The following is a 14,371-nucleotide window of genomic DNA, read 5'->3' as shown; positions in this document are numbered from 1 at the left end:
CATTAAATGACGACTATTTTCGATCCGATCAAACTGGGCGACCTCGAGTTGGCCAACCGCATCATCATGGCGCCACTGACCCGCTGCCGCGCCGACGAAGGTCGCGTGCCCAACGCGCTGATGGCCGAGTACTACGTGCAACGCGCCTCCGCCGGCCTGATCCTCAGCGAAGCCACTTCGGTCACGCCAATGGGCGTCGGCTACCCGGACACCCCGGGCATCTGGTCCAACGATCAGGTGCGTGGCTGGTCCAACGTGACCAAGGCGATCCATGGCGCGGGCGGCAAGATCTTCCTGCAACTGTGGCATGTGGGTCGCATTTCCCACGGTTTGTACCTGAACGATGAAGCCCCGGTCGCCCCGAGCGCCATCCAGCCCAAGGGCCACGTCAGCCTGGTGCGTCCGTTGGCCGACTTCCCGGTGCCGCGCGCCCTGGAAACCGCTGAAATCGCCGACATCGTCGACGCTTACCGCGTCGGCGCCGAGAACGCCAAGGCCGCCGGCTTCGACGGTGTGGAAATCCATGCCGCCAACGGTTACCTGCTCGACCAGTTCCTGCAAAGCAGCACCAACCAGCGCACCGACAACTACGGCGGCTCCCTGGAAAACCGTGCCCGCCTGCTGCTGGAAGTGACTGACGCGGCGATCGAAACCTGGGGGGCCGGCCGTGTGGGCGTGCATCTGTCGCCACGCGCCGACCTGCATGACATGGGTGACGACAACCTGGCCGAAACCTTCACCTACGTCGCTCGCGAACTGGGCAAGCGTGGCATTGCCTTCATCTGCTCGCGGGAGAAAGAAGGTGCCGACAGCCTCGGTCCACAACTCAAGGAAGCCTTCGGCGGCCCCTACATTGCCAACGAGCGTTTCACCAAGGACAGCGCCAACGCGTTGCTCGCCAGCGGCAAGGCCGATGCAGTCGCATTCGGCGTACCTTTCATTGCCAACCCTGACCTGCCGGCACGTTTGAAGGCTGATGCACCGCTGAACGAAGCGCGCCCGGAACTGTTCTACGCCCCGGGTCCGGTTGGTTACATCGACTACCCGACGCTGTAATCGACAACTGTTGAAAACCAAAAGCCCCGACTCGAAAGAGCCGGGGCTTTTTAATATGTGACGGTTTGACACTGTCCCCACGATCATCGGCAGGTACTCACAGCACTCGACACAAATTCCCTACAATTTACTGAGCTTGCTACCTGTCAACCTGCCGACTGTAAGTATATAAAAGCACCCCATTGTGGAAGGGCGCGTGAAGAACTGTTCATCTTCGGCTTCAACGGTTGACACACAAGGCGCCGATTACGCATTTTGCTTTATTTGCGCAGGCTGGGGCTAAAGCGCAACAGATCCAGACCGGTATCGACCCAACGCTCGGCTTCGGCGTGCAATTCAAAACTGTCGGGGGCCAGCAGCCACTGGTACAGGATGCCATCAATATAAGCATGCAAGCTGATCGCGGCGCGGGCAGTGTCGAGGTTTTCCGGCAACTGGCCACGGTTCACGGCATTGCTCAGGGCCAGGCCGATCCGCACATTACATTCGAGGCTGGCTGACACCCGTTGTTGGCGCAGATCGCACATTTCATTGGTGAATTCGCACTTATGAAAAAGAATCTCGTTAATGCGTCGGGTTTTCGGGTCCAGCGCAATTTGATGAAACAAATGAATCAACAGCTTGCGCATGCAGCCCAGGGGATCGAGTTCGTCTTCGCTCTCGCTGGCCTTGGCCATTTCTTCCAGCGGCTCATGCAGGGTGTCGAGCATGGCCTGCACCAGATCCGCCTTGTTGCTGAAATGCCAGTAGATGGCCCCTCGAGTGACGCCGGCCAGGGTCGCGATGTCCGCCAGGGTGGTACGCGCCACGCCTCGCTCGTAAAAGGCCTTTTCGGCCGCCACGAGAATTTGCGCGCGGGTTTCCTGAGCTTCCTCTTTGGTACGACGGACCATGGCAGTACAACCTCAATCAGGGTGCTTCAGCGATGCCTGAACATCGGCTGAATAAAAGTGGGGCGAACGTTCTGGGGGGGCGTCCCCGGCCTACAATTTCAACCTTTCAACGGCTTGTGTAACGGCGCGGGTACATAGCCTGGGTATTTACAAACAGCCATGTACGTAAGTATATTCCTTAGCAAGCTACTTATCCACTCGGCAAACATTTTTCAACCTTCCACCTTTCTAGTGCGCACCTTGCGCGCCTGACCCGAGGATTTTCATGCAATTCAAGCCAGCTGTTACCGCTCTGGTCGCCGCCGTCGCCCTGGCATCGCTGCTCAGCGGATGCAAAAAGGAAGAGGCAGCACCGGCCGCCCCACCGCCTCAGGTCGGCGTCGTGACTCTGCAACCGCAAGCTTTCACCCTGACATCCGATCTGCCAGGCCGTACCAGTGCGTTCCGCATTGCCGAAGTCCGCCCGCAGGTCAACGGCATCATTCTCAAGCGCCTGTTCAAGGAAGGCAGTGACGTCAAGGCCGGCCAGCAGCTCTATCAGATCGACCCGTCGATTTATGAAGCAACGCTCGCCAGCGCCGAAGCCAACCTGCGTTCGACCAAGTCGATTTCCGACCGCTACAAGCAACTGGTCGACGAACAAGCCGTAAGCCGTCAGGAATACGACACTGCCGTGGCCAATCGCCTGCAATCGGAAGCCGCGCTGCAGACCGCACAGATCAACGTGCGCTACACCAAGGTCTATGCCCCGCTGACCGGCCGCATCGGCCGCTCCTCGGTGACCGAAGGCGCGCTGGTCAGCAATGCCCAGGTCGACGCGATGGCGGTGATCCAGCAAATCGACCCGATCTACGTCGACGTGACGCAGTCCTCGGTCGAGTTGCTGCAACTGCGCCGTGAGCTGGAAAGCGGTCGCCTGCAAAAGGCCGGCGATAACGCAGCCTCGGTCAAGCTGACCCTCGAAGACGGCAGCGAGTACAAGCTGGACGGCAAGCTGGAGTTCTCCGAAATCTCGGTTGACCAGACCACCGGTTCTGTCACCCTGCGCGCCATCTTCCCGAACCCTGACCACACCCTTCTGCCTGGCATGTTCGTGCACGCCAAGTTGCTGGCCGGTGTGAACAGCGCGGCGATCCTGGCCCCGCAACAAGGCGTGACCCGCGATCTCAAGGGGACGCCAACCGCACTGGTTGTCGGCCCGGACAACAAGGTCGAACTGCGTCAACTCAAGGCCAACCGCACCGTCGGCAACCAATGGCTGATCGAAGACGGCCTGAAGGCCGGCGATCGCCTGATCACCGAAGGTCTGCAATTCGTCAAACCCGGCATCGAAGTCAAGGCCAGTGAAGCGACCAACGTAGCCGCAAAGAACCCGGCCCCCGCCCAGGCAGCTGATAAAGCGTCTGGCGGCAAAGGGGAGTAAACCATGTCGAAATTTTTTATCGACCGTCCGATTTTCGCCTGGGTAATTGCCCTGGTGATCATGTTGGTCGGGGCACTATCGATCCTCCGGTTGCCGATCAACCAGTACCCGAGCATTGCGCCTCCGGCGATTGCGATCTCCGTGGCCTACCCGGGTGCTTCGGCACAAACGGTTCAGGACACCGTGGTTCAGGTGATCGAGCAACAGCTCAACGGTATCGACCACCTGCGTTATGTCTCGTCGGAAAGTAACTCCGACGGCACCATGACCATTACCGCGACCTTCGAGCAAGGCACCAACTCCGATACCGCGCAGGTTCAGGTCCAGAACAAGCTGAACCTGGCCACCCCGCTGCTGCCGCAAGAAGTGCAGCAACAGGGTATCCGCGTCACCAAGGCGGTGAAGAACTTCCTGTTGGTGATCGGCGTGGTGTCGCGTGACGGCAGCATGACCAAGGACGACCTGTCCAACTACATCGTGTCGAACATGCAGGACCCGATCTCGCGGACCGCCGGTGTCGGTGACTTCCAGGTGTTCGGTTCGCAGTACGCCATGCGTATCTGGCTCGACCCGGCCAAGTTGAACAACTTCAACCTGACCCCGATCGACGTCAAGACCGCTATCGCCGCGCAAAACGTCCAGGTGTCGTCCGGCCAGCTCGGCGGCCTGCCTGCCCTGCCCGGCACCCAGCTGAACGCAACCATCATCGGCAAGACCCGCCTGCAGACCGCGGAGCAATTCGACAAGATCCTGCTCAAGGTCAACAAGGACGGTTCCCAGGTTCGCCTCAAGGATGTCGCCGAAGTCGGCCTGGGTGGCGAGAACTACAGCATCAACGCCCAGTTCAACGGCGCCCCGGCTTCCGGCCTGGCGGTGAAACTGGCCACCGGTGCCAACGCTCTCGACACCGCAAAAGCCCTGCGCACGACCATCGACAGCCTCAAGCCCTTCTTCCCTGAAGGGATGGAAGTGGTGTTCCCGTACGACACCACCCCGGTGGTGACCGAATCGATCAAGGGCGTGGTTCACACCCTGGTCGAAGCGGTCGCACTGGTGTTCCTGGTGATGTTCCTGTTCCTGCAAAACTTCCGCGCCACCATCATCACCACGATGACTGTGCCGGTGGTATTGCTCGGTACGTTCGGGATCCTCGCGGCCGCCGGCTTCAGCATCAACACCCTGACCATGTTCGGCATGGTGCTGGCCATCGGCTTGCTGGTGGACGACGCCATCGTCGTGGTGGAAAACGTCGAACGGGTAATGAGCGAAGAAGGCCTGTCGCCCAAGGAAGCCACCAAGAAATCCATGGGCCAGATCCAGGGCGCACTGGTCGGTATCGCCCTGGTGCTGTCGGCGGTTCTGTTGCCGATGGCGTTCTTCAGCGGCTCCACCGGTGTGATCTACAAGCAGTTCTCGATCACCATCGTCTCGGCCATGGCCCTGTCGGTACTGGTCGCGCTGATCTTCACCCCGGCGCTTTGCGCCACCATGCTCAAACCGATCCCGAAAGGCGAGCATGGTGTACCCAAGCGTGGTTTCTTTGGCTGGTTCAACCGCAATTTCGACCGCGGCGTTCGCGGCTACGAACGCGGTGTCGGCAATATCCTGCAGCGCAAGATCCCGTATCTGCTGGCGTACCTGCTGATCGTGGTGGGCATGATCTGGCTGTTCACCCGCATTCCAACGGCGTTCCTGCCGGAAGAAGACCAGGGTGTACTGTTCGCCCAGGTGCAGACCCCGGCCGGCTCCACGGCCCAGCGCACCCAGGTGGTGGTGGATGAAATGCGTGAATTCCTGCTGCGCCCTGGCAAGGATGGCGGCGAAGGCGATGCGGTGAACTCGGTGTTTACCGTGACCGGCTTCAACTTCGCCGGCCGTGGCCAGAGTTCGGGCATGGCGTTCATCATGCTGCGTCCGTGGGACGAACGTAACGCCGACAACAACGTGTTCAAGGTGGCGGCCCGTGCCCAGCAGCACTTCTTCACCTTCCGCGATGCCATGGTGTTCGCCTTCGCGCCACCAGCGGTACTGGAACTGGGTAACGCCACCGGTTTCGACGTGTTCCTGCAGGACCGTGCCGGTATCGGCCACGAAAAACTGATGCAGGCGCGCAACCAGTTCCTCGGCATGGCGGCGCAAAGCAAGATCCTGTCCCAGGTCCGTCCGAACGGCCTGAACGACGAACCGCAATACCAGTTGGAGATCGATGACGAGAAGGCCAGCGCCCTGGGCGTGACCATCGCTGACATCAACAACACGTTGTCGATTGCCTTGGGCAGTAGCTACGTCAACGACTTCATCGACCGCGGTCGTGTGAAGAAGGTTTACGTGCAAGGCCAGCCCGGTGCTCGCATGAGCCCTGAAGACCTGCAGAAGTGGTACGTGCGTAACGCCACCGGCACCATGGTTCCGTTCTCGGCGTTCGCCAAGGGCGAGTGGATCTACGGTTCGCCGAAACTGGCCCGTTACAACGGCGTGGAAGCGATGGAAATCCTCGGCGCCCCGGCTCCGGGATACTCCACCGGTGAAGCCATGCTCGAAGTCGAAGCCATCGCCAGGAAACTGCCGGCGGGTGTCGGTATTTCCTGGACCGGCCTGTCGTATGAAGAGCGTCTGTCCGGTTCGCAAGCACCGGCGCTGTACGCCCTGTCGCTGCTGATGGTGTTCCTGTGCCTGGCGGCGTTGTATGAAAGCTGGTCGATTCCGATCGCGGTGATGTTGGTGGTGCCGCTGGGGATCATCGGTGCACTGATGGCCACTAGCCTGCGCGGTTTGTCCAACGACGTGTACTTCCAGGTAGGTTTGTTGACGACTATCGGTCTGGCGGCGAAAAACGCCATTCTGATTGTCGAATTTGCCAAGGAACTGCACGAACAAGGGCGTAGCCTGCGCGATGCAGCGATCGAGGCCTGCCGCATGCGTCTGCGACCGATCATCATGACCTCGCTCGCCTTCGTCCTCGGTGTGGTACCACTGGCGATATCCACGGGCGCAGGTTCCGGTAGCCAGCATGCAATCGGTACCGGCGTGATCGGCGGTATGATCACGGCGACTGTGCTGGCGATCTTCTGGGTCCCGCTGTTCTTCGTCACCGTGTCGTCCATAGGCCAGCGCAAAATCGCCGACCAGGATGATGCTACTGAAACTCCTAAAGAGGCTGGCCAATGAGCAAGTCGCTACTCTCCCTGGCAGTCGCCGCCTTCGTGCTCGGTGGCTGCTCGCTGATACCTGATTATCAGCAGCCCGAAGCGCCGGTGGCGGGCCAGTACCCGCAGGGCCTGGCATACTCGCCGGCCCAGGCACCGGCGCAAGCGGCTGCCGAGCAGGGCTGGAAGCAGTTTTTCCATGACCCGGCGCTGCAACAGCTGATCCAGGTGGCCCTGGAAAACAACCGTGACCTGCGTGTCGCGGCCCTGAACATCGACGCGTTTGCGGCTCAATACCGCATCTCCCGTGCCGATCTGTTCCCGGCCGTCTCGGCCAACGGCACCGGCAGCCGTCAGCGGCTTCCGGCTGACGCTTCGCAGACCGGCGAAGCAGGCATCACCAGTTCCTACTCGGCAACTGTTGGCGTCAGCGCCTACGAACTCGACCTGTTCGGTCGGGTGCGCAGCCTGAACGAAGAAGCGCTGCAGAAGTACTTCGCCACGGAAGAAGGCCGCCGCAGCACGCAGATCAGCCTGGTGGCCAGCGTGGCCAATGCCTACCTGACCTGGCAGGCCGACAAGGAACTGTACAAGCTGACCCAGGACACCCTGGCTGCCTTCGAGGAGAGCTACAAGCTCACCGCCCGCAGCAACGAAGTCGGCGTCGCCTCGGCCCTGGACCTGGCGCAGTCGCGTACCTCGGTGGAAAACGCCCGTGCGCAACTGGCCAAGTACACCCGTCAGGTCGCCCAGGACGAAAACAGCCTGGTGCTGCTGCTCGGTACCGGCGTCCCGGCCAACCTGCAAGCAGCCAAACCGCTTGACGACGACCTGCTGAGCGACGTTCCGCCCGGCCTGCCGTCGGACCTGCTGCATCGTCGTCCGGACATCCTTCAGGCCGAGTACAACCTCAAGGCCGCCAATGCCAACATCGGCGCGGCGCGGGCTGCGTTCTTCCCGAGCATCAGCCTCACAGCCAATGCGGGCAGCCTGAGCCCGGACCTGTCCGGTCTGTTCAAGGGTGGCTCGGGCACCTGGTTGTTCCAGCCGCAAATCAACCTGCCGATCTTCAACGCCGGCGCCCTGAGCGCCAGCCTGGATTACTCGAAGATCCAGAAAGACATTGGCGTGGCGAACTACGAGAAGTCCATTCAAACGGCCTTCCAGGAAGTCGCCGACGGCCTGGCCGCCCGCCAGACCTACGTCCAGCAGTTGCAGGCGCAGAAAGATTTCGTCAATGCCAACCAGGACTACTACCGCCTGGCCGAGCGTCGCTACCGCATCGGTGTCGACAGCAACCTGACCTTCCTCGATGCCCAGCGTCAGCTGTTCAGTGCGCAACAGGTGTTGATTACCGACCGTCTGGCGCAGTTGGTCAGCCAGGTCAACCTGTACAAGGCCCTGGGTGGTGGCTGGAACGAACAGACGGCGAAGAACGAGCCGTTGAAAGAAGAAGCGCCGAAGATGAAGTACTTCTGATAGCGCTGTGAAAACACGAAGCCCACCTTTTGGTGGGCTTTTTGTTGGCAGTCTGAAAATCTTTGTTGTCCTATGGCCGGCCAACACACCACAAAACCCGAATCAATCTTGCGTTCGATAATCGCCCAAAACCCGTTTTTTACGATTGAACCATCCAGTACATTCCACGCACCATCCGAACCACAAAACCAATAACAACAGGTTCGACACCATGCCCCCGCGCCCTGCCCTCTCCGGCTGACCCGCTTCGTTTTGTGCTGATTTCAAATATTCGTCTGCAACCCCGGGTTGCGGCATCACCGCGCTTTATCCCCAAGAATTAGAGAGACCCGAGCTCATGACGTCTTCCACCGCGCAGTATTTCGTTCCCGGCCTGATCGCCACCGCCCTGGCCAGCGCCGCCCTGCCCGCCTACGCCGAGGAGTCGGGTTTTGTCGAAGGGGCCAAGGTCAACCTGAACCTGCGCAACTTCTACATCAACCGCAACTTCACCAACCCGACCAAGGCTCAGGGCAAGGCTGAAGAGTGGACGCAAAGTTTCATCCTCGACGCCAAATCCGGCTTCACCCAGGGCACCGTCGGGTTCGGCATGGATGTGCTCGGTTTGTATTCGGTGAAGCTCGACGGCGGTAAAGGCACCGGCGGTACACAACTGCTGCCGCTGAATCATGACGGTCGCCCGGCAGACAACTTTGGCCGCACCAACGTGGCGTTCAAGGCCAAGCTGTCGCAGACCGAAGTCAAAGTCGGCGAGTGGATGCCGGTGTTGCCAATCCTGCGTTCGGACGACGGTCGCTCGTTGCCGCAAACCTTCCGTGGTGGCCAGATCACCTCGAAGGAGATCAATGGCCTGACGCTCTACGGCGGCCAGTTCCGCCAGAACAGCCCACGGGACGACAGCAGCATGGATGACATGTCGATGACCGGCAAAGCCGCGTTCACCTCCGACCGTTTCAACTTTCAGGGCGGCGAATACGTGTTCAACGACAAGCGCACCCAGATCGGTCTGTGGAATGCCGAGCTCAAGGACATCTACAGCCAGCAATTCATCAATCTGATCCACAGCCAGCCGATCGGCGACTGGACCCTGGGCGCCAACCTGGGTTTCTTCTACGGCAAGGATGACGGCAGCGCCCGGGCCGGCGAGCTGGACAACAAGACCCTGTATGGCCTGTTTTCGGCCAAGCACGGCGGCCACACCTTCTATGTCGGGCTGCAGAAACTCACCGGCGACAACGCCTGGATGCGGGTCAACGGCACCAGCGGCGGCACACTGGCCAACGACAGCTACAACTCCAGCTACGACAATGCCCAGGAGAAATCCTGGCAAGTACGCCACGACTACAACTTCGCCGCCGTGGGCGTACCGGGCCTGACCCTGATGAACCGCTACATCAGCGGTGACAATGTGCACACCGGCACTATCACCGACGGCAAGGAATGGGGACGGGAAAGTGAACTGGGCTACACCGTGCAAAGCGGTGCGCTGAAGGACCTGAACCTGAAGTGGCGCAACTCGACCATGCGCCGCGACTACAGCAACAACGAGTTCGATGAGAACCGCGTGATCATCAGCTATCCGATCAGCCTGCTTTAAAAATCAAAAGATCGCAGCCTGCGGCAGCTCCTACAGGTGTTCACTTACCCCTGTAGGAGCTGCCGCAGGCTGCGATCTTTTTTGAAGCTGCCACCCTATTCCCGCGACTCAACCCCCAACTCATCCCACACCGACTCGGCCAGGTGGAACGTCGCATTGGCCGCCGGAATCCCGCAATAGATTGCACTCTGCATGATGACTTCCTTGATCTCGCCACGGCTCACGCCATTGTTGGCGGCGGCGCGCAGGTGCAGTTTGAGTTCGCCCTCGCGGTTCATGCCGATCAGCATGGCGATGGTGATCAGGCTGCGGGTGTGGCGCGGCAGGCCCGGGCGGGTCCAAATGTCGCCCCAGGCGTGGCGGGTGATCATTTCCTGAAACTCCGAGTTGAACTCGGTCAGGGCGGTCAGGCTGCGGTCGACGTGGGCGTCGCCGAGGACCGCGCGACGGATTTCCATCCCCTCGTCGTAACGTTGTTTCTCATCCACAGGAAAACCCTCAGTCAGCCGACAGGAACGCCAGCACGCGCTCGCTGAACGCATTGCCTGCCTGGACGTTGGACAAGTGCGCGGCGTAGAACTCGGCGTACTCGGCCCCGTGCACATGCTCTTGAATAAAATGCCCACCGGACGGTGGCGTTACCGCATCTTCGCTACCGGCAATCACCAGCAACGGCACCTTGATCGAAGACAGCTGATCGCGGAAATCGGCATCGCGCACCGCCCCGCAGTTGGCCGCATAGCCTTCTGGCGAAGTGGCCGCGAGCATGTCGGTAATCTGCTTGGCTGCCGCCGGGTTGGCTTCGGAGAAATCCGGGGTGAACCAGCGGGCAATCGACGCATCGCGCAGGGCAACCATGGCCGCCTGTCCATCGCGCAGCACCATCTCAATGCGCGGGTTCCACACCGACGGATCGCCGATTTTTGCCGCTGTGTTGCACACGATCAGTTTGTTCAGGCGCCCGCCGGCATTGATCCCCAGCCACTGGCCGATCAACCCGCCCATGGACAATCCGCAGAAATGCGCGCGCTCGATGTGCAAGGCATCCAGCAAGGCGAGCACGTCGCGGCCCAGTTGCTCGATGCTGTACGGGCCCGGCGTCACCAGCGACTGGCCGTGACCACGGGTGTCGAAACGCAGCACGCGAAAATGCTCAGTGAACGCCGGGATCTGCGCGTCCCACATGTGCAGGTCCGTGCCCAAGGAGTTGGACAGCACCAGCACCGGCGCATCGACCGGTCCATCGAGTTGGTAATGCAGTTCGCCCTCGGCGAGTTGTACAAAAGCCACAGCAAGTCTCCTTCAGGCAGTCAATGCAGAATGTTCAGCCACCGCCCGCTCGACCCAGGTCTGGGCCTGACCGAGATAGTGGGCGGGGTCCAGCAGATGATCGAGTTCAGCCGCCGACAGCTCGGCGGTCACTTGCGGTTCGTCGCCGAGGACCGCGCGCAGGTGACGTTGTTCGGCAACGGCGCGTTTGCAGCATTGCTCCAGCAGATGGTGCGCGGTATCGCGCCCAACCCGCTGCGCGAGGACGATGCTCACCGCTTCGGCGAGCACCAGGCCCTGGGTCAAATCGAGGTTGCGAGCCATGCGCCCGGCATCCACTTCCAGTCCTTTGGCGATCAACAGCGCTTGCTGCAGGCTGCCCGACACCAGGCAGCAAATCTCCGGCAGGGTTTCCCACTCGGCATGCCACAGGCCCAGGCTACGCTCGTGTTCCTGAGGCATGGCGCTGAACAGCGTCGACAGCAGACCCGGCACACGCGTCGCCGCGCCAATCAGCACCGCCGCGCCCACCGGATTACGCTTGTGCGGCATGGTCGAGGAACCGCCCTTGCCCGGCGCCGAGGGTTCGAACACTTCGGCGGCCTCGGTTTGCATCAACAGGCTGATATCACGCCCGAGCTTGCCGAGACTGCCGGCGATCAGGCCGAGCGCGGCGCCGAACTCCACCACGCGATCACGCTGGGTGTGCCACGGCTGATCGGGCAAGGTCAGTTGCAGCTCCTCGGCCAGCGCTTGGGCAATCGGCATGGCCTGCTCGCCAAGGGCCGCCAGGGTTCCGGACGCGCCACCAAATTGCAGCACCAGCAGACGCGGCTTGAGTTCGGCCAAACGTTGACGACTGCGGGTCACTGCCCCCAGCCAGCCGGCGACCTTCATGCCAAGGGTGACCGGCGTCGCATGCTGCAGCCAGGTGCGTCCGGCCAATGGCGTGGTCGCGTAGCGCTGGGCCTGGGACGCGAGGGTCTGCCCCAGTTGTGCCAGGTCGCCTTCGATCAGTTCCAGCGCGCGGCGCAGTTGCAGCACCAGGCCGCTGTCCATCACGTCCTGGCTGGTCGCGCCCAGATGCACATAGCGTTCGGCTTCGGCATCGGTGGCCGCGATCTGTTTACCCAGCGCCTTGACCAACGGAATCGCCGAATTCCCGGCCGTGGCAATCGCCTCGCCCAACGCCGCAAAGTCGTAAAGCCCGGCACGGCAAGCCGCTTCAATCGGCGCGACAGCACTCGACGGAATCAACCCTGCCCGCGCTTCGGCCCGGGCCAGTGCCGCTTCGAAATCGAGCATGGCCTGGACCCGGCCCTGATCGCAGAACACCTCACGCATATCGCGGGCAGTGAAATAGGCATCGAACAATTGATTGCCCGGTCGCTGGTTCATAAACAGTTCCTGAAGGCGCGGGCCTTTGCGACCCGCGCGTGAAGATCAAAGGTCTTGCTGCAGATACTTCGGCTGTTTCGGCAGGCGCAGGCTGAACAGGAATGCCACCGCCATCATCACCGTAACGTACCAATAGAAGGAGTTTTCCATGCCCACGGCCTTGAGGCTCAAGGCCACATATTCCGCCGAACCACCGAAGATTGCATTCGCCACCGCATATGCCAGGCCGACACCCAGTGCACGCACCTCGGGCGGGAACATCTCGGCTTTCACCAGGCCACTGATGGAGGTGTAGAAACTGACGATTGCCAGCGCCACGGTAATCAGCACGAAGGCCAGGAATGGACTGGTCACGCTTTTCAGGCTCAACAGGATCGGCACGGTGAACAGCGTGCCGAGGGCGCCGAACCAGAGCATCGAGTTACGCCGGCCGATCTTGTCGGCGAGCATGCCGAAAATCGGTTGCATGCACATATAGAGGAACAACGCGCCGGTCATGATGTAGCTGGCGGTCTTGGCCGGCATGCCGGCGGTGTTTACCAGGTACTTCTGCATGTACGTGGTGAAGGTGTAGAAAATCAGCGAGCCACCGGCGGTGTAACCGAGTACGGTGATGAACGCGGCTTTATGGTCGCGAAACAACGCGCTGATGCTGCCGGCATCCTTGTTTTCGCGCATTTCCTTGCTGGTGGTTTCTTTCAGCGAACGACGCAGATACAGCGAAACCAGCGCCGCCATGGCACCCACCACGAAGGGAATCCGCCAGCCGTAGGCACGCAGGTCATCTTCGGTGAGGAACTGTTGCAGGATCACCACCAGCGACACCGCGAGCAACTGGCCGCCGATCAGGGTCACGTACTGGAACGAGGCGAAGAAACCGCGCTGGCCCTTGAGCGCCACTTCACTCATGTAGGTCGCGGTAGTGCCGTACTCACCGCCCACCGACAAGCCTTGCAGCAAACGGGCGAACAGCAACAGGATAGGTGCCCAGACCCCGATGCTGTTATAGGTCGGCAGGCAGGCGATCAGCAGCGAGCCGAAGCACATCATCAGAATCGAGATCAACATCGAATTCTTGCGTCCGTGCTTGTCCGCCAACCGCCCGAAAATCCAGCCGCCAATCGGTCGCATCAGGAACCCGGCGGCAAACACGCCAGCGGTGTTGACCAGTTGCACCGTGGGGTTATCGGACGGAAAAAAGGCCGGTGCGAAATAGATCGCACAGAAGGCGTAGACGTAGAAGTCGAACCATTCGACCAGGTTGCCGGACGAGGCACCGACAATGGCGAAGATCCGCTTCTTGCGTTCTTCGCCGGTATAAAGAGCTATGGGCGCAGTGGGTGTTGTCATTGTTTTTTCACTCTTTGGGGACAGTGAGAGTCTAGACACACTTAGCAACACTCCCGTTCCACAATACGTCAGCAACAAAAATCCACTGTGGGAGCGGGCTTGCTCGCGAAGGCGTAGTGTCAGTTGATAAAAATGTTGCCTGACATACCGCTTTCGCGAGCAAGCCCGCTCCCACAAGGGGATGGTGTTCACTTAATAGTCGAAGAACACCGTCTCGGCATCGGTGCCCTGCAGAATCACGTTCCACTGGTACACACCCGCCGCATCCCGCTTGGCCAGCAGCGTATTGCGACGCTCGGCCGGCACGCATTCCAGCAACGGATCGTTGACGTTGGCGGCTTCGCCATCAAAGTAAATCCGCGTCAGCAAGTGCTTGACCAGGCCACGGGCAAACACCAGTACCACCAGGTGCGGAGCCTGGGTCGTGCCTTTGAGCCCCTCGACCGTACCGGGCTTGATGGTGGTGAAACGAAAACGCCCTTCGGCATCCACCGGCACCCGGCCAAAGCCTTCGAAGTTCGGGTCCAGGGGTTTGTCCTGGTCGTCTTCCGGGTGGTCATACTTGCCGGCGGCGTTGGCCTGCCAGACTTCCAGCATCGCGTCGTTGACGATGTCGCCATTGCCATCGACCACTTGCCCGGTGATCGCCACCCGTTCGCCCAGGGTTTGTTCGACGGTCAGGTTTTCGCGGTTCAGCCAGGTCAGGCCGATGTGGTAGTACGGCCCGACGGTGTGGGACGTGGTAGCAGTCAGCGTCATC

The 14,371-nt window shown here is 60.8% G+C and carries 11 protein-coding genes; 5 read left to right on the top strand and 6 right to left on the bottom strand.

Annotated features, from left to right (window positions below):
- Nucleotides 1-6 precede the first annotated feature (6 nt).
- The gene (locus ACM6IT_RS20150; protein ID WP_056720785.1) at nt 7-1,056 is read left to right on the top strand and encodes an alkene reductase; all 1,050 of its coding nucleotides are present in this window, start codon (nt 7-9) and stop codon (nt 1,054-1,056) included.
- A gap of 260 nt (nt 1,057-1,316) precedes the next feature.
- Here ACM6IT_RS20150 and emhR read toward each other — a convergent pair whose 3' ends face one another.
- Nucleotides 1,317-1,949 (bottom strand): efflux system transcriptional repressor EmhR, encoded by a 633-nt coding sequence (emhR, locus tag ACM6IT_RS20145; RefSeq protein WP_223541656.1) that lies wholly within the window; start codon nt 1,947-1,949, stop codon nt 1,317-1,319.
- A gap of 265 nt (nt 1,950-2,214) precedes the next feature.
- On the opposite strand from emhR, the gene emhA reads away from it, so the two are divergent.
- The 4 genes from emhA (at nt 2,215) to ACM6IT_RS20125 (ending at nt 9,594) form a co-directional block, all read left to right on the top strand.
- Nucleotides 2,215-3,372, top strand: coding sequence for an efflux RND transporter periplasmic adaptor subunit EmhA (emhA, locus tag ACM6IT_RS20140; protein WP_414913832.1), 1,158 nt, complete (start codon nt 2,215-2,217; stop codon nt 3,370-3,372).
- A 3-nt stretch (nt 3,373-3,375) separates the two neighbouring features.
- Nucleotides 3,376-6,540, top strand: coding sequence for an efflux RND transporter permease subunit EmhB (emhB, locus tag ACM6IT_RS20135; protein WP_414913833.1), 3,165 nt, complete (start codon nt 3,376-3,378; stop codon nt 6,538-6,540).
- On the top strand, nt 6,537-7,997 hold the full coding sequence (emhC, locus tag ACM6IT_RS20130; RefSeq protein ID WP_056720793.1) for an efflux RND transporter outer membrane subunit EmhC: 1,461 nt from the start codon (nt 6,537-6,539) through the stop codon (nt 7,995-7,997). The genes emhB and emhC overlap by 4 nt, the downstream gene beginning before the upstream one ends.
- A gap of 337 nt (nt 7,998-8,334) precedes the next feature.
- A complete protein-coding gene (locus ACM6IT_RS20125; RefSeq protein WP_414918555.1) occupies nt 8,335-9,594 on the top strand; it encodes an OprD family porin in 1,260 nt (419 codons plus the stop codon).
- 95 nt (nt 9,595-9,689) lie between these two features.
- On the opposite strand, the gene pcaC is transcribed toward ACM6IT_RS20125, so the two are convergent.
- The 5 genes from pcaC to pcaG all read right to left on the bottom strand — a co-directional run bounded on the left by pcaC (nt 9,690) and on the right by pcaG (nt 14,370).
- Nucleotides 9,690-10,082 (bottom strand): 4-carboxymuconolactone decarboxylase, encoded by a 393-nt coding sequence (gene pcaC, locus ACM6IT_RS20120; protein WP_414918554.1) that lies wholly within the window; start codon nt 10,080-10,082, stop codon nt 9,690-9,692.
- A gap of 10 nt (nt 10,083-10,092) precedes the next feature.
- The gene (gene pcaD / locus ACM6IT_RS20115) at nt 10,093-10,884 is read right to left on the bottom strand and encodes a 3-oxoadipate enol-lactonase (protein ID WP_056720799.1); all 792 of its coding nucleotides are present in this window, start codon (nt 10,882-10,884) and stop codon (nt 10,093-10,095) included.
- A 12-nt stretch (nt 10,885-10,896) separates the two neighbouring features.
- On the bottom strand, nt 10,897-12,261 hold the full coding sequence (locus ACM6IT_RS20110; RefSeq protein ID WP_414918553.1) for a 3-carboxy-cis,cis-muconate cycloisomerase: 1,365 nt from the start codon (nt 12,259-12,261) through the stop codon (nt 10,897-10,899).
- Nucleotides 12,262-12,306: 45 nt separating this feature from the next.
- Nucleotides 12,307-13,611: an MFS family transporter gene (locus ACM6IT_RS20105; RefSeq protein ID WP_223541658.1), complete on the bottom strand. Its 1,305-nt coding sequence runs from the start codon at nt 13,609-13,611 to the stop codon at nt 12,307-12,309.
- Between the two features lie 192 nt (nt 13,612-13,803).
- A complete protein-coding gene (gene pcaG, locus ACM6IT_RS20100) occupies nt 13,804-14,370 on the bottom strand; it encodes a protocatechuate 3,4-dioxygenase subunit alpha (protein WP_414913837.1) in 567 nt (188 codons plus the stop codon).
- Nucleotide 14,371 lies beyond the last annotated feature (1 nt).

The organism is Pseudomonas sp. IT-P4 (assembly GCF_949767755.1).
GTDB classification, from domain to species: Bacteria; Pseudomonadota; Gammaproteobacteria; order Pseudomonadales; family Pseudomonadaceae; genus Aquipseudomonas; species Aquipseudomonas monachiensis.
The sequence above is the reverse complement of the archived record's forward strand: the minus strand, read 5'-3'. Positions and strand labels throughout refer to the sequence as shown.